Raw genomic sequence first — 21,304 nt, 5'->3', positions numbered from 1 at the left:
CCGAGCTATGATCGCCGAATGCGTGGCGCGGCGCGTGCCATCCCATTGTGTTCATATCTCGAGATCATTCGCAGTAGTCTGCGCATGTAGATGGTTCCGACCACGATCGCGCCAGCGAATTGGCTGAAAGGGACTTCAACACCAGCGCATCTCCTCAGTGTCAAAGGAGCCGGCAATGGGATCTGCGATGGCCATCAGCTCTCGTTTGAGCACCCTCGATTTGGTATCGGGCCGGGGAAGAGCTGGAATGAAAGCAATGTATCGCGGCACCTTGAAGGCAGCCAAACGCGCACGCGCATGCTCGAGAATGCGCTCCACCGGCAGATCTGCTCGCGTGACGCCCTCCTTGAGCTCCACGTAGATCTTGACCTCCTCGCCCCGCTTGACATCGCGAACTGGCACCGCGGCGACATCCGAGATCCCGGGGATTTCGCAGATGACCGCCTCGACCTCGCGCGCAGCAATATTCTCGCTCGAACGACGGATCATGTCCTTCTTGCGTCCGACCAGCCAATAGAAGCCATTTTCGTCGCAGCGTAACAGGTCACCCGTCTTGAACCAGTCCCCCTCGAACGAGTTCGCGTTCGCTTGCGGGTTATTCCAATAACCCTTGAGGATTCCGCGTCCCTTCACCCAAACCTCACCGATCTCGCCAACCGGCGTAGGACTGCCGTCATCATTGACCAGCCGCACCTCGCGAAAGGGTGCGCGTATCCCCACCGAACCGGATTCCGCCATCTCGCCAAGATCGTTGGGCAATATGGTGCCGAACGCGATTTCTGTCATCGAGAAGCCGTCGCCGCTAGCCACGTGAAACCGCTTTCGGAAGCGGGCTAGCGTCTCGGGAGTCCAGCCCCAATTTATGGTCTGCTTGAGCGAAGTCGTTCCGTCGATATCCTCGGCCTCTGCCTGGCGTGCAACCAATTCGGGAAACGAACACCACTCGATGCTGTATTGCTTGATCCAGCCAAGCAACCGCGTCGAGCTGATTTGCGGAGCCAGGTAAAGCGTTCCGCCTTGCCGGTATGACTTCAGAAGATGGGCTTGCGGCTCACCGTAGGAGAAGGGCCCCATGGAGAGATAGCTCTTGTACGGCTCGCGATCCATGGACGCCCACTGGTAGGACCCTATCCCCCACCGTTCGTGCGTCAACATGCAACCCTTGGGAAAACCCGTCGTCCCCGAGGTGTAGTTGATGTTCAGCAGATCGTCGGGGCCGACATCCTCGTTAACTGGAGACTCTTCCGCGCCCTTGAGCAGATCATCCAGGGAAGCACACGCCCCGCTCGTCGATGGGCATTGCCCAACAACAATGACCCGCTCCTTCGAGAGATCTCGCGGCCATGGATCCATAGCCGAAAACACTGCCCATGAGGACTCATCAACGACGGCAAACTTGGCCTGCGTGTCGCTAAGAACATATTCAATCTCTCTTGGCGTCAGGCGCTTGTTGATTGGCACCATCACGGCACCGAGTTTTGCAAAGGCAAACCAAAGGATCGGGAACTCGATCCGATTTGGCAGCATCACACCAACGCGATCCCCCTTGCTCACTCCAAATGCCCGTAAAGCATGGGCATACTTATTGGACCAGCGGTCCATCTCCGCGTACGTTGCGCGTTCGCCGCGCTCGAAGACGTTGATCGCAGTGGCGGTACCGTGCGTTCGCGCTCGCTCTGAAACAAGCTGTCCAACCGTGATCGTCTCGTATGCCGCCTCCAGCGCCTCAACCTTGCGCAAGGCGCCCGCCACCCGATCCCGCAGCTGAGACGATTTTGTAGAGGTCATTATAGCATCCTTGGAATTCAGAGACTGGCGAGAGGCATCGCTGCCTTGACTGGGCTCGAAGCTCGCGGCTCACCAGAGCCAGCGTCCGGTATCCTCGAACTCCCAAGTTTCAGCCTCGGTCGCACCAAATTCGGGAGCGACCGAGCGAAAGAGTTTCACGCGACCGTTCATGATGCGAACCGCAATGCGCTGGTACTCGAAAAACGCGTCGCGCAGCTTTTCCGGCACCTCCCAGTCGAACGGCTTGTAGCTCTTGAGCACGATCCGCGTCTTGGTTGGCGACACCTTCTCGATCTGGAATTCTTGACGGCATGCCGTGAGAATGCCGGCGAAGAATTGGACCACAGAATGCAAGTCGGCGCCCTCGATCCCCTGGTCAGCCTTGAGCTCGTTGATGTGTTGAATGGCCAAGCCCCGCATGGTCCTGCCCACGATGTCGGCCGCAGCCTCAACCCCGAACTTCGACACCAGCACGCTCGTCGTGCGGCTCACATAACCCGCTGAATAGTTTGCACGCGCCTTCAGCCTGCGCCCTTCCGGCCAGAGCTTGGGATCGAGCTGCGGCGCCTTCGCCGGGTCAAACTCCGGCGTACGAATCTCGGGCCTGAATATAAGCCGCTCCTCGGGAGCGACCGGTCGATCGAGTTCGACCCAATACGCCTCGTCGTATGGGTCTCCCTCCATCATGTTTTTGGTCCGCACATACTGAAGCCGGTCGCAGCCCAGCAGCTCGCCGTTTCTAGGATGCCAGGAATGCGCCACCGTCTTCGCGGTGTGTGCGGGCACGGCTAGGATAGCCAGCCCCGTGAACGTCGCCCTCGGAGCCAGATAACGGATCCAACACTTCTTGGGCGATTCCTCAATGTACTGCAGCTTCAGACCGCCAAGTATGTTGCTGAAATAGTGATATTTGCATGCCTTGACCGCTGGGGGCTCATCCTCGCGCACGCCGAGCTTCTTCAGCCCTTCCAGGAATTTGACATTCTGATGAGAGCGGAGTGTCTGGAAATAAGTATCAAGATAGGCGGTCTCGCCCTTATCTTGATACGTAGTGGCCAGGAAACCACCAAACATCCGGCCCCAGAACTTCTCCGCCAGCAGTGTGGCTTTGCGCAATTCGTCCAGATCGGTCATCTTCCTCACTCCGACATTTGGTATCGTATTGAAATACGTTATATTGAGGATAGGCCAATTCCAGAAAACTGTCAATCGCGGGGAAGATTTGCCCCCAAATTTAGATGTGCATCCTTCAACGGCATGGTAAAGTTTGCTGACTTGTTCGCACCAACGCGAACCAGAGCAAGCGCGCGTAACGTTTGCAGTGAACCGCCCCGGGTTGCCGGAGGCTCCAACTCCTGAGAGGATGGAGCCATGACGAGCAAGACGACAAACAAGTTCTCACCCGAGGTCCGGACCCGAGCGGTTCAGATGGTTCTGGATCACGCCAGCGAGCACCCGTCACGCTGGGCGGCAGTGATGTCGATCGCGGCCAAGATCGGCTGCACGCCGCAGACGCTGCATGACTGGGTCAAGAAGGCCGAGATCGATAGTGGGCAGCGGGCCGGCGTTCCGACCGACACGGCCGAGAGGCTGAAGGCGCTCGAGCGGGAGAACCGCGAGCTTCGGCAGGCCAATGAGATCCTGCGCAAGGCAAGCGCCTATTTTGCGATGGCGGAGCTCGACCGCCGGTCCAAGCCATGATCGCCTTCATCGACGATCATCGTGGGGCTCATGGGGTCGAGCCGATCTGCAAGGTGCTGCCGATCGCCCCCTCGACCTATCACGCCCATGTGGCCAAGCGGCGAGATCCCGCCAGGCTGTCGGCGCGCGCCCGGCAGGATGCTGCGCTGAAGATCGAGGTCCGGCGCGTCTTCGATCAGAACTTCGGCGTGTACGGCGTGCGCAAGGTCTGGCGGCAGCTCAAGCGTGAAGGGTTCGGCCCGCTGTACCGTGGCGCGACTGATGCGGGACATGGCCTACAAGGGGTCATCCGCGGCAAGCCCGTCAAGACCACGATCAGCGACAAGGCCGCGCCATGCCCGCTGGATCACGTCAACCGCCAGTTCAAGGCGCCGAGGCCGCACGTCCTCTGGCTCTCGACTTCACCTATGTCGCGACCTGGACCGGCTTCGTCTACGTCGCCTTCGTCATCGACGCCTATGCCCGCAGGATCGTGAGCTGGCGAGCCTCGCGCACGGCGCATGCAGGCTTCGTGCTCGATGCGCTGGAGCAGGCATTGCATGATCGACGGCCGGTCCATCGTGGCGGGCTCGTGCATCATAGCGACAGGGGTAGCCCAATACGTATCCATGAAATACACCGAGCGCCTGGCTGAAGCTGGTGTCGAGCCCTCTGTCGGCAGCGTCGGAGATTCTTACGACAATGCTCTCGCCGAAACGATCAATGGCCTTTACAAGGCGGAGGTGATCCATCGGCGTGGACCGTGGCGGAACTTCGAGGCCGTCGAGTTCGCGACCCTCGAATGGGTCGACTGGTTCAACAACCGGCGGCTCCTGGAGCCCATCGGCAACATCCCGTCGGCCGAAGCCGAGCAACGCTACTACGCCATGCTGGAACACCCTGCCATCGCGGCATAACTTAAACCAAATGGCCTCCGGCAAACCCGGAGCGGTTCATACCCCCTCCATCTCTCGCGCCAACTAAAGATCGATGCGCTTTCTTACTCTAACGACAATAGTTCGCAAGCGGCCATGTATTGATACTCAAAGCGGCCTCGCCGCGCAGTTTGCAGGAGTAATTCAATTTCATAAGGAGCCGTCGGCTATGCGTGATGTTCTTGAGAAACGTTGATGGCGGTCTTACGTCACGTGCGATAAAATTGATCGTTGGAGGCTTTACTCGATTGGATGAGCGACAGTACCTTGAGGATCGACCGACGCAATCGCCCCGGTTGAGGATAGATTTGAAGGCCAGGACAGGCTTCGACCACAAGAAAACGATAGCTCAGCTCTACCAGGACATCCTGACCATCGAATTGAGCGCTCTTTCCGGTGCGATATAGGAACAACCTGCTGTAGATTCAGCCTGAATGTTAGGAGCGATCACCAGAAAAGGGCTAGGGAGCGAGAACGTTCGATCAGGTTCGATCGCCGCGCGAAGTCCTTTGATTTACAGCTATAAACTTCATGGGGCGGATCGGTCCGCGCGTTCCGCTCGGATCTGCTTGTTGCGGCATCGCATGGGCCGCCTTCCGTTGTTCTGCGCATGGCCCACGTTTCAACGGAGGGACGGCCCATCCGAGTAAAAGTCATGATGATATTTCACGGACTCGCCCTCTAAGGACTTCCCTTCAAACTCCGCCTGCGTCTGGGTGGCATGTACCAGTCCTCGCGCAAAGCGAAGCCATTTTTGGTCAGCCTCGCGCCGCGTGCTGAAGCGGTCGACGCATTTCCTGGAGCAAAGGGCGGTCCGCCAATAATAGTGGCGGATCAGATCGAATTTTCCGCCGCAAATCGCGCAGCACTTTACGGACGGTCGTGGTGCTTTTGGACGCTGTTACGCATTCTCGCCTCCTGTCGGATTTGCATGCATCGCCCCCAAATTTTCGTGGAACCACGCGCGCAACGAAAAATGCGGTATCGATCGCAAATTTTATCATTAAACCACATCGTATCGCAAGTCAATACATCTTATTTATGCCGATTGCCCCTAAGAACGCCTGTAGTTTTGAATCGAGGTCTGGGTCTGGGAGATGACCGCCATCGCTCGTTGGTCACGGAGGAGACTTCGCTCGTTGGTCTGCGCACGACCGTTGCACGCGTATCGCGGAGTCAGTTAGTGGGCGCCAATGGGACGATGGTGTAGCCCGCCGCATCTGCGATCGAACGCCCGTTCGGCACGATCAGCCGCGTCCAGACCAGCAGCACGCGCGACTGCCAAATGCCACCTGGCTATCGTACGTTCCGAGGAGCCTTGCTCCCGGCGGGCTGAGCCGGCTCGACCGGTGGGGGAATCGTGCACCGGTTCCGTCACTTGCGTCGTGAAGGTCGTGCTGTCTATACGACAGGCACGGCTCCCGTCGGAGCACCGCGCCGAGCTCAAGCTGATGCCACAAGTATGACCCAACGCGCGTCTTCGTCGTCGCATGGATGTTCGGGCCGAGAAAAGATGAATCGCGAAGAGGTCGAGTATTCGATGAGCTTCACCGCGTCAGCTAAAACGTCTCGATGCAATTTGCCTCGCACTTCTGAATACGGTACAAGCTATTGCCATGCAATATCTCATTCGTAGTTGCTTTTAAAGGCCGCGACTAGACAATGCTGAAATGAGCCACGGTTCAACAACTATGTGTATACGCCCCTTCTCCGCCGGAACCTCCGTGGCCGTTCCGAATGCGAAACCGCCCCCAAAACTGCTTTGGTGAAGTTACAACAATTGGAATAGAGACCAGGATCTAAAACATGCAATATGCGGCTGCTGATCTCTCGCCCCGCGATCGCTACAAGCTCTTGACCTCCTTTGTGTTGCCGCGACCAATCGCCTGGGTGACATCGGTCGGCCCCAGCGGCATAGTCAATGCAGCGCCTTTCAGCTTTTTCAATGTATATTGCGATACCCCTCCGCTTTGCATCATCTCGCTCGGCAAGCGGCCCGACGGGCGAATCAAGGACACACTCTCAAACATCCAGCGTACCGGCGAGTTCGTGGTCAACATGGCCGACGAGCCACTTGCGCGCAGTATGCATGAGACCAGTGGCGACTTTCCGCCCGAAATCGGCGAGCCGAATTATTTCGGGCTAAAGCTTGCGTCCTCGACCGGCATTGCGCCACCAAGGCTTGCTGATGCGCCATGGGCGATGGAGTGCAAGACCTGGAAGGCAATCGACGTTGGTGACACTCGACGACTCATCTTGGGCGAAGGGATCCACTTCCATGTCCGCGACGAACTATGGGATCACGAAACCATGCGCGTGCATATGGAACGCTATCACCCAGTCGGACGAATGTTCGTTGATTCCTATTGCCGCACGGACGACCGCATTGTGTTTCCGCCAGCCGAAGGCCCGACTATCACATAGGCGGTTCTCGACGAAGCAACGAACACAACGGGAAGCAAAGCCGCTGGCCCAAGGCAGCATTATCGAGGCGCGCTTCGCGAGTGTAGCCTGTGGGTGCTTCGCCTGCCGGGTTGATTGCGGGCCTGCTTGCAACTTCGTTCATCAGAACAAGCGGGGGGAGCCCTCCATACGCTTCAGTTACAGTTGCGTAGGCGATTGTCGTGCATCCAGATTTCATGAGGCCCTTGGCCTGCTCCGGTGCCAGATGCAGACAGGTGAAGAGGATCTTGGTGTCTCGCAGCTGCGTCCATTCAGGCGGTTTGGGTTCCTTGATCTTCGCGATCGTTTCGCTCGACGTGAAGACCTCGCCAGCATTAGCCGCAATCGAAGCGCCGCCCTCAGGTTAATTGTCATCAGTCCAATGTCGGCACGATGCTGGATCCGGTTCCGCGACTAGCGCTTACGAGGGAGGCCCGTGGGTTCATCGACGATGGATCGCGTTTTCCAAAAATTTGCTGAGCGATTGAGCGAAAGCACACACCCAGATGCCGCTCGGCAGAGCATGGCCGATATCACCGCCGCGCTCAAATTGTCATACTTCGCATATCTTGCTCTGCCCCGCAGACCCGGTGGTGCTCCCAACCTGATCTCAACATATCCATCCTCCTGGACCGCTCTGTACTTGCAGCGCGGATACGAGTCCGTCGATCCAGTGGTGCGTCAGGCCATCGCCGCGCCTAGGCCCTTTCGATGGGGACTTGGATACGAACCACAAAGCCAGTCGGATTCCGAACGCGCGCTGTTCGAGGAAGCCGCCAAATATGGGATTCGTTGCGGATTTTCACTGCCAATTCACGATGGGAAGGGCGCGATCGCTGCGCTAAGCTTTGCCACGGACGAGCGTCGAACTGGTTTCGAGCGCTCGTTGGTCGAGCACGCCGAGAGCCTGCGGCTAATCGCAAGCTTTTTCCATGCGCATGCAAGGCGGTTCTGGACGATAGATCGCATGGTCGGTGGGGCCGTGCTATCTCCTCGTGAGTTTGAATGTCTCGAATGGTCCGCGCGTGGCAAAACAGCCGGTGAAATCGGGATCATTCTGGGCATTGCGGAGCGAACTGCGGGCTTTCACCTGGATAACGCCCGTGCGAAGCTCGGAGTCAGTTCGCTCCGTCAGGCCATCGCGCTGTTAACCGAATCAAAGTCTCGAAGATAGTGCCCCGAACCTCGGTGGTCACCTGGGCAACTACACAGGATGCGCTTGCCTCGGCTTGGCTGTTTGATTGCCGAAACCGAGCAGGGGACGAGCATGATGCAGCTCATCACGCCGGAGTACTACGGCGACTTCGTACATGATCTCGCCGAGATGCACCGGCTGCGCTACCGCGTTTTCAAACAGCGCCTCGACTGGAACGTCGAGGCCACCGGCGAGATGGAGCTCGACGAGTTCGATGTCCTTCGACCAGTGCATCTACTGAACCGCTCGACTGCCGCAAATATCCAAGGTTGCGTCCGGCTTTTGCCTTCGACCGGTCCGACCATGCTGAGAGACACGTTCCCGATTCTGCTGGACGGGCAACCGGTGCCACGAAGCGACCGGATCTGGGAAAGCAGCCGATTTGCGCTCGATGTTCCTCCAGATGCGCCGAAGGCGAGTGGCGGGCTTGCCGCTGCCACGTACGAGCTGTTTGCGGGAATGATTGAGTTCGGCCTTTCCATCGGCTTGACCGAAATTGTCACTGTCACCGACGCGCGGATGGAACGCATTCTTAGGCGCGCGGCCTGGCCTCTCCGCCCGATCGGAAAAGCTCATCCTCTCGGAAATACCACTGCCATGGCCGGCTATCTTGAGGTATCGACCGATGCTCTGGAGCGTATCCGCAAGAGAGGGCGGATCTTGGGTCCGGTGCTCTGGGCTCCAGTCATCCGAGCGGCGGCTTAACCCTGAAGCAAGAAGGGCGCGGCATTGGCGCACATATCGGAGCCCTCTGGTTGAGCTTTAAGGATGCACGATTTCCTTCGATCAAGGCCTTCTCTTCAGGCCGGCAAAGCGCTTGATTTGAAGCACCTGCGATCCGCCGTGGCTGCGGCTGATTGTGGCAGCCTTCGTCAAGCGGCGGAATTGCTCAGACTACAACAATCGAGCCTCAGCCGAAGGGTCAGCGAGATTGAACATCACTTGGGAATTGCGATTTTTGAGCGCTTTAGTGGCGGTGTGCGCCCAACGAAGGCAGGCCGCAATGTTCTTCGCGCGGCAAGGACAATCCTGGAGGAGTTCGACGGTCTGATAGCGAGCGCGAGGGCGGTTCGGAACAGCGAGGCCGGGCGGCTGGGTGTCGGATTCTGCACCTCACTTTCTATTGGCAACCTGCAGACCAGCTTGCTGGATTTCAGGCAGCGATTCCCGTACATCGAACTCGAGACGGTCGAACGATCACGAACACGCTTGGGGACGGCACTTCGAAATGGCGTTCTCGATGTCGTGATCGTCACAGGACACTTCCCTTTGCTCGACAATCAAACGACGTCGCTATGGAGCGAGCGTGTTCTTGTCGCCCTCCATCACGATCATCCCCTCAGCGAGCGCGATACTGTCTACTGGACCGACCTGCGCGGCGAGACGGTGCTGCTGAGCTACTACGATCCCGGAAAGGAGTTTGAAGATCTTTTGATTTCCAAGCTTGTCTCGCCTGAGGATCGACCCAAGATCGAGCGTCACGACGTCAGCCGCGGCATCATCAATAGCCTGATCAGCATGAACGGGGGAATCAGCCTGGTGCTGGAATCTGACATGGGCATCAACTATGCAGGCCTGGTCTACCGAGAGCTGCGCGACGGCTCCGGTTCGAGCCGGTTCGATTTCTCCGCATACTGGCGAGCCGACAACGAAAACCCTGCCCTCGCGGCCTTCCTGAAAATGCTCTCCGAGCGCTATCCCTCGTCCGCGTTCGAACGCTGACGCGCTCGTCGGACATTCCGGAATTTTCTATCGGCTGCCATGAACCGCGCCAACATGGGCGCGATCAGTTTGGCGGGATCCGCGATCGGCTGCGCCGTCTCCTGGGCAAGGACCTCGGCATAAGCCACGAGATCCCGGTGGATGCCCGCGGGTAGTTCGTGCGTCACCTTAACTGGCTTGTCGTCTTCAATTGCACCGAGTTTAAGCTTATCCATTCTCATCCCCTGTACGGCTCAAGCACCAGGTCACGATTGACGATCACCCGTACCGGGAAACCGGGACGGATCGTCAATGTCGGCTGGATGTTGAGGTTGCGGCGTGCCAATTGGTGGCCGGTTTGGTTGATCGAATCCCCAGCTCCGCGTCGTAGCGCGGCAATGACGTCGCTGTTCGTGCTACCGCTGTCCGCACCCGAATTCACCTCAGTACCAACGGCGAGCAGCGTCGAGAGCGCTGCTGCGCCCAAGAGCTCGTTCCAGTGGTTGTCGACCTCATCCTCAAGACCGGAGTAACCGGCTGCGTCCGCGCCGGGCTGCCGCTCCAGCACGATCGACCGACCATTGGGCATGATCAAGCGGGTCCATACCAGCAGCACGCGCGATTGGCCGAATGCGATCTGACTATCGTATGTGCCGATCAACCTGGCTCCCTGGGGAATAAGCCGGGCGCGACCGGTAGGGGAATCATACACCGCTTCGGTGACTTGCGCCGTGATCTGGCCTGGCAGGTCAGACCTGATGCCGGTAATGAGAGCAGCTGGAACGACGGTCCCGGCCTGGACCACGAAGGGCGAAGTGGGCCTTGTGAGCCGATCGGGGCTGGTTGTCCGGCGATCAACGGAAGCGCTGACGAAGGCTAGCTTTCGGTCCTGGCCATTCTGGGCAAACGCTTCGTCGCTCGATGTCGACCCGTTTGAAGGAGCTTCATTGGCCGACGTTGCAGCGCTCGATGGGCGGACGTTTGTGCTCGCAAACACCTTGCTGGTGCGCGCCGCCTCGCTCTCCTGATTGACGCGCTGCTGCTCCGCGTCCATACCGAGCGGACTTGCCGACGAGCCTTGTGCTGCGGCGATCGGCCGTCCAAGATCGCCGGGCAACGGCGGTCCAAGACGCGGCACGTCCTTTGGGACCTCGGTATAATCCTTCGGCAAGGTCGCAAGCTGATCGGCGACGTTGTGGTGGTCGGTTGCGTAGAGCTCCTCGGCAGCAGGCCGTGTCGAGCGCCTCTCCTGCAAAGCCCAGAATATCGCACCACAGATCAGCACGAGCACACAGGCGCTGCCACCTGCAAGGACCTTGCGCGACAGACGCGCAACTTGCGGCGGTTCTGGGCGTAGCCGCAAGGTTTCGGCAATGTGCTCCGGACGCTTGGGCTGCGATGCATCCTTTGCTGTATCATCCGCTTCACCCTTATCAGTCACAGCGACCTCCCGTCGGTGCGGACGATCCTGACCTTCTGCTGGTGCTCCTCGCCCAATCTCAGCTCCGCGGCTGCGAACAGCCGGTCGACGATCAGGACATTACCGAAAGCACGATAGTTGACGAGCTCGGTCTTGCCGTCAGGTCCGATCACAAACAGCGGCGGCATCTCTCCTTGGCCGATGCCGGGCGAGAACTCGACATAGACCTTGCGGCCGTCGTCATAGGCGTTGACGGGGCGCCAGGGTGGGCTGTCCCCCTCGATGGCGTAACGATAGCGGCGTGCTGCCTGATCCGGAATGAAGGGTGTCGGCGGGAGCGTTTCACCGTGCGCACCCCGTTGCGCCGGATAAAACCATGCCACCGATGGCATGTAGGGCTTTTCGCGGGAGCGGAGTTCGATGAGATAAGTACGGCGATCGGTGTTGACGATGAGATTGGTCTCAATCGACGGTCGCGTCGGCTTGACCATGATGTGGACACGGCGTGTGTCGCCATTGCCGCTTTCGGTATCACCGACAACCCAACGCACGGTGTCGCCTGCGGCGACCGGTCCTGAGCCGATCAGCTGCTCACCAGGTTCGAGGGCAAGGTCGGTAATCTGCCCAGGCGCAGCGTAAACCTGATACAGAGCCCCCGGGCTATAGGAAAACACCTGCACGGCGTTGAAGTAGCCCGCTTTGCGAGGCTGCACACGTGAAGCATCATTGGCTGCCGCAATGCGCTCGGCGGGTTCCTTGGCTTCCGCGTTCTTGCCGCCGCGTGTTGGCTTCCAGGCTGGCGGCACATGCAGCGGCCGCGGCCGATCGTCGGCAGGTGCCGGCAAGTCTGGCGCGGGAAGAAGGTCGATGTCATAGCTGATCTGCGGGGGCTTGAACGTAGCGCAACCGCCAAGGCTAGACACGCAGATCAGAAGAGCGAAAGGCAAGCCTGGCCGGATGCTCTTCGACATAAAGATGCAAGATGACGGCATTGTTAGCCCAGCTCCTTCGACCAGTTAATGGCATTGACATAGATACCGAGCGGATTTTTCCGTAAGCGGTCCAGATCGCGCGGCATTTCGAGAATAATGGTGAGAATTGCGCTCCACCGCTCGGTTGCGGCAAGCTGACCGTTGTCGTAGCGCCGCTCGATCCAGGCCAGACGAAAGCTCTCAGGCGAGGCCCGGATAACGCTCGAGACTTCGATTGCGACTTGCGTTTTGCCAAGCTTGGCAAATGGATCGTTATTGCGGGCATAATCGTTGAGCGCCGCGGCACCGCGATCCGTCGTGAAATCGTAGGCGCGCAGCCAGTTTTCGCGCAGTACGATGGCGTCCATCGGCAGACCACGCACCTGCTCGATGAACCGCGCCAGGTGAAAAGCGACTTGAGGGTCGGTCGGTTGGTAGCTGGCATTTGCCGGAGCGACAGTCTTAGCTTCCCCCAATTGATCGACCTGAACCACCCAGGGCGTGATCGTCCCGTGTACGGATTGCCAGACCAGGGCGGCGGCAAAACCAGCGGACAGGAAGAGGGAGGCAAACGCCATCAGGCGCCAGTTTTTGGCCTGGACGCGCGCAGACCCAATACGATCATCCCAGAGCTGGGCGGCGCGTTGATACGGAGTGACAGGCTCCGGCATGCGGCCATAGTGAACGGCCGATCGTTTGAACATTGTTTGACCTCAAGATGCTCAGGAATGGAAATGGTCGATGTGAAGCGTCAGCGGTCCTGTTGGGAGAGGTCGACAGATCCGCCGCCTCCGCCGTGATCGCCCGAACGGATCGCGTGGGTAGCCGCTGATGCGCCATGGCTGATCGTCTGCCCCCGCTTCATCCGGCGAACCCAAGGGGGCGCGTCGGAAGCCGCGGCGGAAGAGTCCCCCTCTTCCCGACCGGCATGGCTCGACGATCCACCAAGACCAGCGGCGAGCGAACGTAAAGGACTAGCCGCACCTGATGCACTTGCCTCTGCGCCGGACAAGCTCCCCGCTCGCGACACGCTCGTCGTACCACTTGCAATCGCGCTGCCTCCACGTGCCGCGCCAGCAATCGCGCTGCCCGCGAGACCGGCCGCGCCGGCGGCAAGACCTGCGCCAGCCGCAACAACGCCACCGGCGGCGATGCCCGTCCCGACAGCGCTCCCGGCGCCAAGCTGCGGACCTCCGGAGACGATGCCGTTGGCAACACCGGGCCCGAAAATCCCGAGTCCCAGAAGTGTGAGCGCACCGAGCACCAGTGCCATCGCGTTCTCGATGGTCGGCTGGTTGCCGCCGAAGCCTGCCGTGAACTGCGGGAACAAGCTCGAACCGACGCCGACAATGACGGCAAGGACCAGGACCTTGACGCCGGAGGAAATGACATTACCCAGCACGCGCTCGGCCGCAAAGGCGGTCTTGCCGAACAGGCCAAAGGGGATCAGAACGAAGCCCGAAAGTGTCGTCAGCTTGAACTCGATAAGCGTGACGAAAAGCTGGATGGCGAGAATAAAGAAGGCTAACAGCACCACAATCCAGGCGAACAGCAGGACCACGATCTGCACGAAATTCTCGAAGAAGCTGACATAACCCATGAGCCCCGAGATCGAGTCGAGGATGGGGCGGCCGGCATCAAGCCCCACTTGCGCGATACGGCCTGGCCGCAGAAAATCTGCCGACGACAGGCTTGTGCCTGAGGCTTTTAGCCCAAGGCCTGCAAAGCTCTCGAAGACGATGCGGGCAAGGCTGTTCCAGTTGCCGATGAGATATGCAAAGACGCCGACAAACAATGTCTTCTTGACGAGCCGGGCAAGAATCTCCTCATCAGTGCCAAAGGACCAGAACAGGCCCGCGAGCGTGAGGTCGATCGCGGCCAGCGTCGTAGCGAGATAGCTCACTTCGCCTCCGACGAGGCCAAACCCGGAATCAATGTAGCGGGTGAAGGTTTCCAGGAACTGATCGATGACGGAGGTACCACCCATGGCTCACTCGGTTTGGCTTGGAATGGAGGGAAAACCGGACGGGTGGCGACTTTCGTCCTTGCGCGGGACAGGAGAGAGGAATGGCGCCGCGCCTGTCCGGGTGTCCGGATCACCTGTCAATCTACTTCCTGCCAAAAACTGCCTGCGCTGCTCGGCCCAAATCTTCCGGCATTCCAGGAGAGTCTCTTTCTGCTCGTAGGTGACGGTGCGGCATTGCTCGAGCTTTGCCGCGGTCGTATCGGGTTTTGACGCGAGGTAGACGGAAGATTGGGTCGCGCTCCCGTCCTCACCCAACCGAATGGCGCAGACGCCAACCACCAGGACAGCTAGACCAAGCGCTGCCGCGGCGGGCAGTCGTTCAAGTTGTTTCTTCATGATCAGTGGAACATCTGCACGGTTGTTGGTTGGTAGCCCTGCCCCTGGGTCAGAAAGCGCCGCAGTTGCTCCCTGCCCTGATCCTGCGCAGCTGCGCGCTGGGCAGACTCGAGCGTTTGCGCACGACCTTGCGACGCGACAGTAGCCGTAAGGTCCGCAAGCTGCTGAGCTTGCAACGCAAGGAGCTGGTTGCCGGCCTGACTTGCCTGAAGCGCACCCGATGCTCCCTGGCTCGCCGTCACCAGGGCCGACATTTGGGTGCGGTTGGTGTCGAGATTGCCGACAACACTCGCTTGGACCCGCATGGCGTCCTGCAGCCCGGCAACGGAGTTCTGCCAACGCGTCTGCGCACTTCCGACAAGGAGCCCATTGGACATGCTGACCGATGCCGGCGCATAGGTGGTGGAAAACGCGCGATCGATCTGCTGGACGTCGTAGGCAATTCGCTGTGCCTGCGAGAGTAGCTGCTGGGTGCGCTGAATCGATTGCTCGAGCTGTTGCAACGACGAATAAGGCAGGCTCGCCAGGTTCATCGCTTGATTGATCAGCATCTGCGCTTCGTTCTGGAGTGAGGTGATCTGGTTGTTGATCTGCTGCAGCTCACGCGCGGCGGTCAGCACATTCTGAGCGTAGTTGTTGGGATCGAACACCATCCACTGCGCCTTCGCTTCGCCGGGCGCTTGGACCATGGTCATGGCGATGATACTTGCCACCAGAATCGGCAGGATACGGTTCATGTGAGTGCTCCCTGTTTGGCGAGCTGCGGAATGAGGTTGCAGGCCCAGCCGAGGTCGCGCGCCTTGAGCCAACCGGTGACGAACTCGTCCCTTCCGTGCTCGGCAAGCACCCGATCGATGAGAGCCTGGTCGGCTTTGGACGAGGCGGCCACGAAGACGAGCGCGATTTCGCCAAGTCCGAGCTCGAACAGGCGATTGCCGCGTCGAGATTGGCAGTAGTAGTGTCGCTTGGGGGTGGCGCGGGCGAGGATCTCGATCTGGCGGTCGTTCAGCCCAAAGCGCCGATAAATCGCCGTGATCTGCGGCTCGATGGCGCGATCGTTTGGCAACAGGATCCGGGTCGGGCAGCTCTCGATGATGGCAGGCGCGATTTTGGAGCCGTCGATATCGGCAAGCGACTGGGTCGCAAAAACGACGGAGGCGTTCTTCTTGCGAAGCGTTTTGAGCCACTCGCGAAGCTTGCCGGCAAAATCGGCATCATCGAGCGCGAGCCAGCCTTCGTCGATGATGAGCAGTGTCGGACGGCCGTCTAAGCGGTCCTCGATCCGGTGAAACAGATAGGCCAGAACTGCGGGGGCGACAGAGGTCCCAATCAATCCGTCGGTCTCGAACACCTGGACGGAGGCTTCACCCAGCCGTTCGTGCTCGCCGTCCAGCAACCGCGCGTATGGCCCACCGAGGCAGTAGGGCTGCAGGGCGCGCTTGAGAGCGTTGGATTGCAGGAGAACGGATAGTCCAGTCAGCGTCCGCTCCGTAACCGGCGCCGAGGCGAGCGAGGTCAATGCCGACCAGACATGATCCTTGGTCTCAGGCGTGACCTCGATCCGCTCGCGCGTCAGGATCGATGCGATCCAGTCGGATGCCCAGCCTCTCTCGCCGATATCATCAATGCGCGCAAGCGGCTGGAGGGCGACGAGTTCTGACGATTCGAGCGCGCCGCCGAGATCATGCCAGTCGCCCCCCATGGCGATCGCCGATGCGCGGATCGAGCCGCCGAAGTCGAACGCAATGATCTGCGCCGCGCTGTAGCGGCGGAACTGCAGCGCCATGAGCGCCAGCAGGACCGACTTGCCGGCGCCCGTCGGTCCGATGACCAGCGTGTGGCCGACATCTGCGACATGCAGAGAAAACCGGAATGGCGTGGACCCTTCAGTCTTGCCGAAGAACAATGGGGGCGCCTTGAGGTGGTGATCCCTCACCTCTCCGGCCCATACCGCAGACAACGGGATCATATGGGCGAGGTTCAGGGTCGAGACCGGGGGCTGGCGGACGTTTGCGTAAGTTTGTCCAGGCAGGCTGCCGAGCCACGCCTCGACGGCATTGACCGTCTCGGCCATGCAAGTGAAGTCCCGGCCCTGGATGACCTTTTCGGCGAGGCGGAGCTTTCCGTCGGCTGCGCGCGGATCCCTGTCCCAGACTGTGACCGTTGCCGTGACGAAGACCTCGCCGAACTGATCCGAACCCAATTCCTGGAGCGCACTATCGGCATCCATCGCTTTGTTGTGGGCATCGGTGTCCAAAAGCGCGGAGGCCTCGTTCGTCATCACTTCCTTCAGGATCGAGGCGATCGATTTGCGCTTGGCAAACCATTGCCGCCTGATCCTGGTGAGGAGCTTTGTGGCATCTGTCTTGTCGAGCATGATAGCCCGCGTCGACCAGCGATACGGGAATGCCAGCCGGTTCAGCTCGTCGAGAATCCCGGGCGTGGTCACGGTTGGGAACCCCACGAGCGTCAGAACGCGCAGATGCGCGTCGCCCAGCATGGGCTCAAGACCGCCTGCCAGCGGTTGATCGGCCAGCAGCGCATCGAGATACATTGGGATTTCTGGCACGCGCACGCGGTGCCGTTTGGTCGAGACCGTCGAATGCAGGTAGGTCAGCGTTTGCTCGTCATCAAGCCAACCGCATTCCGGCATGAAACCCTCGACCAGCTGCAGCACGCGGCTGGTCCGGTCACTAAAGCCGGCGAGCACCTCGCGTGCATCCGCTCCCGCAGTGCGCTGGCTGCCCTCGTACAGCAAGCGCTCTGCCGCCGCCGCACTCTCTGCCGGAGGCAGATAAAGGAAGGTCAGGTAATAGCTCGATTCGTAATGACTGCCGGCTTCCTCGAATTGCGCCTTCCGCTCCGCATCCACCAGCGCCGAGGCGACGTCCGGGAATGTATCCGGCGGATATCGTCCGGCCGAATGCCGCTGCGCCTCGACGAACACGGCCCAGCCCGATCCGAGACGACGGAGTGCATTGTTGAGGCGGCCTGCGACCGCAACAAGCTCGGCAGGCACGGAGCTGTCGAGATCCGGCCCTCTGAACCGGGCCGTTCGCTGAAACGATCCATCCTTGTTGAGAATGATCCCTTCATCGACCAGGGCAGCCCAGGGCAGGAAGTCGGCAAGACGCGTGCTTGAACGGCGGTATTCGCCAAGATTCATCATGGGATGCTTCAAGTGTTCAGGTGAGCGGGAACGCGAACGTGCCGGCGCACGACTTCCACGAATTCCGGATCGCGCTTTGCGGCCCAGACCGCAGCCATGTGACCCACGAAAGCGAGGAGAAGGCCGGCCAGCCACATGCGCAGGCCGAGACCGAGTGCGGCGGCCAGTGTGCCGTTGAGGATGGCAACCGCGCGGGGCGCGCCGCCCATCAGGATCGGTTCGGTGAGCGCGCGGTGGACGGGAGCCACAAATTCCGGAACTGGCTCGTCCATCAGATCACCACTCCGCCGCCGAATGAGAAGAACGAAAGGAAGAAGCTCGATGCGGCGAATGCGATCGAGAGGCCGAACACGATCTGGACTAGCCGCCGGAAACCACCCGAGGTGTCGCCAAAGGCGAGCGACAGCCCGGTCACGATGATGATGATGACCGCAATGATCTTTGCGACCGGACCTTCGACCGATTGCAGGATCTGGTTCAGCGGCTGCTCCCAAGGCATGTTCGAGCCGGCGGCCCAGGCCGGCGCGCTGGCTAGGGCAAGGCTGGCGAACGCCACAATTGAGATGAAGCCGCGCCCGAGAGACGATCGTGTGGTCATGACTGATCTCCGATGTTCGAAAGGCTGTAGTCGCCCGATGATCCAAGGCCGTCGACGCTGGCGAGTTCGCTCAACCGCCGTTCGCCGCCACGGCCAGAGAGAACGGCTATGACGTTGATGGTTTCTGCAATCAGGGCGCGCGGGACGGTGATGACAGCTTCCTGGATCAGCTGCTCGAGCCGGCGCAGCGCGCCAAGCGAGGTCCCGGCGTGTATCGTTCCGATGCCACCGGGATGTCCTGTGCCCCAGGCTTTCAAAAGATCCAGCGCTTCGGCCCCACGGACCTCGCCGATCGGAATGCGATCAGGGCGCAGGCGAAGAGAGGAGCGCACAAGATCGGAGAGCGAGATCACGCCGTCCTTGGTCCGCAGCGCCACCAAATTTGGTGCCCTGCACTGAAGCTCCCGGGTATCTTCGATGAGAACGACGCGGTCCGAACCTTTGGCAACCTCGGCAAGCAGCGCATTTGTCAGCGTGGTCTTGCCGGTCGAGGTGCCGCCGGCGACCAAGATGTTCTTCCGTGCGGCGACCGCGTTGCGAAGCGCGCTCGCTTGGCTCGCGTTCATAATGTCCGCGGCGACATACTCGTCGAGGCCAAACACGGCGATCGCCGGTTTGCGGATGGCAAAGGTCGGCGCGGCAACAACCGGCGGCAGCAATCCTTCGAAACGTTCCCCCGTTTCCGGCAGCTCAGCCGAAATCCGGGGCGAGCCGGGATGAACTTCTGCTCCTACATAGTGCGCGACCAGTCGGACGATTCGTTCGCCATCCGCTGCCGAAAGGCTCTCTCCGGTGTCTGTAAGGCCGCTCGACAGTCGGTCGATCCACAGCCGGCCGTCGGGATTGAGCATCACCTCGACGATTGCCGGATCTTCCAAAAACCCTGCGATGGCGGGCCCCAACGCGGTACGCAGCATACGCGCTCCGCGCAAGTTCGCTTCTGAATCAAAGGAATGGATCGCCACGATTTGCCCCAAGCTGCTGAGGCCGCTTCGGCGTCCTCATCTGAAGGCAAGTAAAAGATAGATCGCGTGTTACCGCAACAAAGGGAATATGCTGTTCGTAGTCTAGCGTAGAGAAAGGAACATTTGAAAAGAGCGCCGGCTTGACGCCCCGGCCCCTCGACCGCGAGGCGAGAAATCAGCAATGAGCAATGGTCCTGAGCTTACTATTTTTACGCCTTTCCCGGCCGCGGTGTTTGCTCAGCCTCCATTGCTTCTCCTGAACCAATGTCGCTCCCTCGCGTGGGCACGATTGAGTTCCCAGTTTTTGAGGAAGCTCAAACGTGGGATAATGAACCACATCAGCCGGCGGGCTGCAGCAGGCACCAATGCCGACGCTGGTCTGGTGCACCACCGTGAGCGTAGCATGACCCTGCACCATTCCCCCTGGAATCCGGGTGGTCCAGTACTGCACGACGATTGCCGACGAAGAATGCAGGCATTCAAACAGTGATTCTAGTCCGCAATGGCCGAGCTGAAATCGCAGATCTACTTGAGCTGCGCGTGTAGCGAGACATGGTCGAGTTCACCTTCCCACCACGACACAAACACCGCCGCAATACCGTTCCCGATGATGTTGGTAAGCGCGCGCACCTCGCTCATGAACTTGTCTATCGAGAATACGATCGCAATGCCCGGGACGAGGTCAGGACTGACCACGGTCAACGTTGCGGCCAGGGTGACGAACCCGGCACCGGTAACACCACTTGCGCCCTTCGAGGTGAGCATCGCCACAACGAGTATCGTGAGCTGCTGGGCGAAGTCGAGATCGACCCCGAGCGCCTGCGCGATGAACAAGGTCGCCAACGTCATGTAAATGTTGGTCCCATCCAAATTGAAAGAGTAACCTGTCGGCACCACCAGGCCCACGACCGGCTTGGAACAGCCCAGCAGTTCGAGTTTTTCCATCAACTGCGGCAGCGCGCTTTCGGACGACGATGTTCCGAGCACGATCAACAGCTCATCCTTGATGTAGAAGATGAACTTTAGAATAGAAAAACCGACCAAGCGCGCGACCAGGCCAAGCACAATGATCACGAAGAGCCCGGCTGTCACATAGAACAGAGCAACCAAGCCGATGAGTTTACCGAGCGCGGACGGTCCGAATTCGCCGATAGTGTAGGCCATGGCGCCGAACGCCCCGATTGGCGCTACCTTCATTACGATCCTAATGACACCAAACACCGCGTGTGCAGCATCGTCGACCAGACTGCGCATCCGTTTACCCCGCTCGCCAAGCGCCATCAGCGAGAACCCGAATAGGATGGCAAACAGCAGCACCTGTAGCACGTCGCCTCGGGCCAGAGCGCCAACTACGCTATCCGGAATAATATTGAGGAGGAACTCGACCGCCTTCTGCCCTTCCCCTCTTTTGACGTAGTTGGCTACCGCCGCGGCATCAGCCCTGGGAGCGAGCCCGTGGCCGGCCTGAACGAGATTGCCCATCACGAGACCCAGGATCAGCGCGAAGGTTGACACGATCTCGAAGTAAAGCAGCGCCTTGACGCCGACTCGGCCGACCTTTCGTGCATCCTGAACATGCGCAATGCCGGACACAACAGTGCAGAAGATGATCGGCGCGATCACCATTTTGATCAGCTTGATGAATCCGTCACCAAGCGCTTTCACCCAGCTGTTCGTCCCCACAGCAGGCCACAACCAGCCAACGAGAACGCCAATCAGGATCGCGATGAGTACCTGGATATAAAGAACATTGTACCAGGGGCCAGATGGCTGGAACAGGGCGGCGGTTTTGACAGAGCGGCGCTGGCGGTGATTGTACATCACGCTCGACCCGGCGCCGTGGTACCAAAGAGGGGAGACAATGAAGCCGCGGCTTCGCTCAGTGTTCCCTTAGCGCGGCGCGCACAGGGCACTGACCGCTTTAAACAACCCAATCCGTTGTCAGGGCTTGCCGCCTCTCCCGAATGGGCTTGCGGCCAATGCGAAACGAAGTCCTGAATCCCGTCTGAAACCAGCGGTAAAAACTTGAGAAAGCTTCCTTGAGAGTTCGAATGCATCAGCGTCACCACCCATTTCTA

At 59.8% G+C, this 21,304-nt stretch carries 18 protein-coding genes, 3 pseudogenes and 1 other annotated feature; of the genes and pseudogenes, 5 read left to right on the top strand and 16 right to left on the bottom strand.

What is annotated here, in order from left to right; translation table 11 throughout:
* Nucleotides 1-135: 135 nt before the first annotated feature.
* The gene (locus tag IVB45_RS04940) at nucleotides 136-1,788 is read right to left on the bottom strand and encodes a class I adenylate-forming enzyme family protein (RefSeq protein WP_247363236.1); all 1,653 of its coding nucleotides are present in this window, start codon (nucleotides 1,786-1,788) and stop codon (nucleotides 136-138) included.
* Between the two features lie 69 nt (nucleotides 1,789-1,857).
* Entirely contained in the window at nucleotides 1,858-2,922 is a 1,065-nt protein-coding gene (locus IVB45_RS04935; RefSeq protein WP_247807594.1) for a hypothetical protein, read from the bottom strand.
* A gap of 237 nt (nucleotides 2,923-3,159) precedes the next feature.
* On the opposite strand from IVB45_RS04935, the pseudogene IVB45_RS04930 reads away from it, so the two are divergent.
* A pseudogene (locus tag IVB45_RS04930) lies at nucleotides 3,160-4,385 on the top strand (IS3 family transposase).
* Nucleotides 3,444-3,560 (top strand) — a sequence feature (AL1L pseudoknot). It overlaps the preceding pseudogene by 117 nt.
* 1,221 nt (nucleotides 4,386-5,606) lie before the next feature.
* On the opposite strand, the pseudogene IVB45_RS04925 reads toward IVB45_RS04930, so the two are convergent.
* Nucleotides 5,607-5,790: pseudogene (locus IVB45_RS04925) on the bottom strand (TrbI/VirB10 family protein); the annotation flags it as partial.
* A 419-nt stretch (nucleotides 5,791-6,209) separates the two neighbouring features.
* Here IVB45_RS04925 and IVB45_RS04920 point away from each other — a divergent pair.
* Nucleotides 6,210-6,827 carry a flavin reductase family protein gene (locus tag IVB45_RS04920; RefSeq protein ID WP_247360836.1) on the top strand — a complete coding sequence of 206 codons (618 nt, stop codon included), beginning with the start codon at nucleotides 6,210-6,212 and terminating at the stop codon, nucleotides 6,825-6,827.
* 100 nt (nucleotides 6,828-6,927) lie between these two features.
* Here IVB45_RS04920 and IVB45_RS04915 read toward each other — a convergent pair.
* Nucleotides 6,928-7,200, bottom strand: a pseudogene (locus tag IVB45_RS04915) (alanine dehydrogenase); the annotation flags it as partial.
* 96 nt (nucleotides 7,201-7,296) lie between these two features.
* Here IVB45_RS04915 and IVB45_RS04910 point away from each other — a divergent pair.
* From IVB45_RS04910 to IVB45_RS04900, 3 genes are all read left to right on the top strand, one after another.
* The gene (locus tag IVB45_RS04910) at nucleotides 7,297-8,019 is read left to right on the top strand and encodes a LuxR family transcriptional regulator (RefSeq protein WP_247360838.1); all 723 of its coding nucleotides are present in this window, start codon (nucleotides 7,297-7,299) and stop codon (nucleotides 8,017-8,019) included.
* A 93-nt stretch (nucleotides 8,020-8,112) separates the two neighbouring features.
* Entirely contained in the window at nucleotides 8,113-8,745 is a 633-nt protein-coding gene (locus IVB45_RS04905; protein WP_247360839.1) for an acyl-homoserine-lactone synthase, read from the top strand.
* 63 nt (nucleotides 8,746-8,808) lie between these two features.
* A complete protein-coding gene (locus tag IVB45_RS04900) occupies nucleotides 8,809-9,762 on the top strand; it encodes a LysR family transcriptional regulator (protein ID WP_247360841.1) in 954 nt (317 codons plus the stop codon).
* On the opposite strand, the gene IVB45_RS04895 is transcribed toward IVB45_RS04900, so the two are convergent.
* From IVB45_RS04895 to dctA, 12 genes are all read right to left on the bottom strand, one after another.
* Complete coding sequence (locus IVB45_RS04895; RefSeq protein WP_247360844.1) at nucleotides 9,735-9,977, bottom strand: DUF2274 domain-containing protein; 243 nt, start codon at nucleotides 9,975-9,977, stop codon at nucleotides 9,735-9,737. The genes IVB45_RS04900 and IVB45_RS04895 overlap by 28 nt on opposite strands.
* Nucleotides 9,978-9,979: 2 nt before the next feature.
* Nucleotides 9,980-11,182: a TrbI/VirB10 family protein gene (locus tag IVB45_RS04890; RefSeq protein WP_247360847.1), complete on the bottom strand. Its 1,203-nt coding sequence runs from the start codon at nucleotides 11,180-11,182 to the stop codon at nucleotides 9,980-9,982.
* Complete coding sequence (gene trbG, locus IVB45_RS04885; RefSeq protein WP_247360850.1) at nucleotides 11,179-12,153, bottom strand: P-type conjugative transfer protein TrbG; 975 nt, start codon at nucleotides 12,151-12,153, stop codon at nucleotides 11,179-11,181. The genes IVB45_RS04890 and trbG overlap by 4 nt, the downstream gene beginning before the upstream one ends.
* A 2-nt stretch (nucleotides 12,154-12,155) precedes the next feature.
* Nucleotides 12,156-12,836 carry a conjugal transfer protein TrbF gene (trbF, locus tag IVB45_RS04880; protein WP_247360852.1) on the bottom strand — a complete coding sequence of 227 codons (681 nt, stop codon included), beginning with the start codon at nucleotides 12,834-12,836 and terminating at the stop codon, nucleotides 12,156-12,158.
* 47 nt (nucleotides 12,837-12,883) lie between these two features.
* Complete coding sequence (gene trbL / locus IVB45_RS04875) at nucleotides 12,884-14,119, bottom strand: P-type conjugative transfer protein TrbL (protein WP_247360855.1); 1,236 nt, start codon at nucleotides 14,117-14,119, stop codon at nucleotides 12,884-12,886.
* 3 nt (nucleotides 14,120-14,122) lie between these two features.
* Nucleotides 14,123-14,494, bottom strand: a complete 372-nt coding sequence (gene trbK-alt / locus IVB45_RS04870) for a putative entry exclusion protein TrbK-alt (RefSeq protein ID WP_247360858.1) — start codon at nucleotides 14,492-14,494, stop codon at nucleotides 14,123-14,125.
* A 2-nt stretch (nucleotides 14,495-14,496) separates the two neighbouring features.
* Entirely contained in the window at nucleotides 14,497-15,231 is a 735-nt protein-coding gene (trbJ, locus tag IVB45_RS04865; RefSeq protein ID WP_247360861.1) for a P-type conjugative transfer protein TrbJ, read from the bottom strand.
* A complete protein-coding gene (trbE, locus tag IVB45_RS04860; protein WP_247360864.1) occupies nucleotides 15,228-17,663 on the bottom strand; it encodes a conjugal transfer protein TrbE in 2,436 nt (811 codons plus the stop codon). Before trbE ends, trbJ begins: the two co-directional genes overlap by 4 nt.
* A gap of 8 nt (nucleotides 17,664-17,671) precedes the next feature.
* Nucleotides 17,672-17,935 (bottom strand): VirB3 family type IV secretion system protein, encoded by a 264-nt coding sequence (locus IVB45_RS04855; RefSeq protein ID WP_247360866.1) that lies wholly within the window; start codon nucleotides 17,933-17,935, stop codon nucleotides 17,672-17,674.
* Nucleotides 17,935-18,261 (bottom strand): TrbC/VirB2 family protein, encoded by a 327-nt coding sequence (locus IVB45_RS04850; RefSeq protein ID WP_247338342.1) that lies wholly within the window; start codon nucleotides 18,259-18,261, stop codon nucleotides 17,935-17,937. Before IVB45_RS04850 ends, IVB45_RS04855 begins: the two co-directional genes overlap by 1 nt.
* Nucleotides 18,258-19,178 (bottom strand): P-type conjugative transfer ATPase TrbB, encoded by a 921-nt coding sequence (gene trbB, locus IVB45_RS04845; RefSeq protein ID WP_247296875.1) that lies wholly within the window; start codon nucleotides 19,176-19,178, stop codon nucleotides 18,258-18,260. Before trbB ends, IVB45_RS04850 begins: the two co-directional genes overlap by 4 nt.
* Nucleotides 19,179-19,751: 573 nt before the next feature.
* A complete protein-coding gene (gene dctA / locus IVB45_RS04840) occupies nucleotides 19,752-21,047 on the bottom strand; it encodes a C4-dicarboxylate transporter DctA (RefSeq protein WP_247360884.1) in 1,296 nt (431 codons plus the stop codon).
* Nucleotides 21,048-21,304 lie beyond the last annotated feature (257 nt).

Origin of the sequence: Bradyrhizobium sp. 4 (genome assembly GCF_023100905.1) — a bacterium.
Classification (GTDB): Bacteria; Pseudomonadota; Alphaproteobacteria; order Rhizobiales; family Xanthobacteraceae; genus Bradyrhizobium.
This window is presented reverse-complemented; position numbering and strand designations above follow the sequence as displayed.

Coding starts and splice junctions, on each gene's coding strand:
- IVB45_RS04940 (WP_247363236.1), bottom strand. CDS start 1,788: ATGACCTCTACAAAATCGTCTCAGCTGCGGGATCGGGTGGCGGGCGCC.
- IVB45_RS04935 (WP_247807594.1), bottom strand. CDS start 2,922: ATGACCGATCTGGACGAATTGCGCAAAGCCACACTGCTGGCGGAGAAG.
- IVB45_RS04920 (WP_247360836.1), top strand. CDS start 6,210: ATGCAATATGCGGCTGCTGATCTCTCGCCCCGCGATCGCTACAAGCTC.
- IVB45_RS04910 (WP_247360838.1), top strand. CDS start 7,297: ATGGATCGCGTTTTCCAAAAATTTGCTGAGCGATTGAGCGAAAGCACA.
- IVB45_RS04905 (WP_247360839.1), top strand. CDS start 8,113: ATGATGCAGCTCATCACGCCGGAGTACTACGGCGACTTCGTACATGAT.
- IVB45_RS04900 (WP_247360841.1), top strand. CDS start 8,809: ATGCACGATTTCCTTCGATCAAGGCCTTCTCTTCAGGCCGGCAAAGCG.
- IVB45_RS04895 (WP_247360844.1), bottom strand. CDS start 9,977: ATGGATAAGCTTAAACTCGGTGCAATTGAAGACGACAAGCCAGTTAAG.
- trbG (WP_247360850.1), bottom strand. CDS start 12,153: ATGCCGTCATCTTGCATCTTTATGTCGAAGAGCATCCGGCCAGGCTTG.
- trbF (WP_247360852.1), bottom strand. CDS start 12,836: ATGTTCAAACGATCGGCCGTTCACTATGGCCGCATGCCGGAGCCTGTC.
- trbL (WP_247360855.1), bottom strand. CDS start 14,119: ATGGGTGGTACCTCCGTCATCGATCAGTTCCTGGAAACCTTCACCCGC.
- trbK-alt (WP_247360858.1), bottom strand. CDS start 14,494: ATGAAGAAACAACTTGAACGACTGCCCGCCGCGGCAGCGCTTGGTCTA.
- trbJ (WP_247360861.1), bottom strand. CDS start 15,231: ATGAACCGTATCCTGCCGATTCTGGTGGCAAGTATCATCGCCATGACC.
- trbE (WP_247360864.1), bottom strand. CDS start 17,663: ATGATGAATCTTGGCGAATACCGCCGTTCAAGCACGCGTCTTGCCGAC.
- IVB45_RS04855 (WP_247360866.1), bottom strand. CDS start 17,935: ATGGACGAGCCAGTTCCGGAATTTGTGGCTCCCGTCCACCGCGCGCTC.
- IVB45_RS04850 (WP_247338342.1), bottom strand. CDS start 18,261: ATGACCACACGATCGTCTCTCGGGCGCGGCTTCATCTCAATTGTGGCG.
- trbB (WP_247296875.1), bottom strand. CDS start 19,178: ATGCTGCGTACCGCGTTGGGGCCCGCCATCGCAGGGTTTTTGGAAGAT.
- dctA (WP_247360884.1), bottom strand. CDS start 21,047: ATGTACAATCACCGCCAGCGCCGCTCTGTCAAAACCGCCGCCCTGTTC.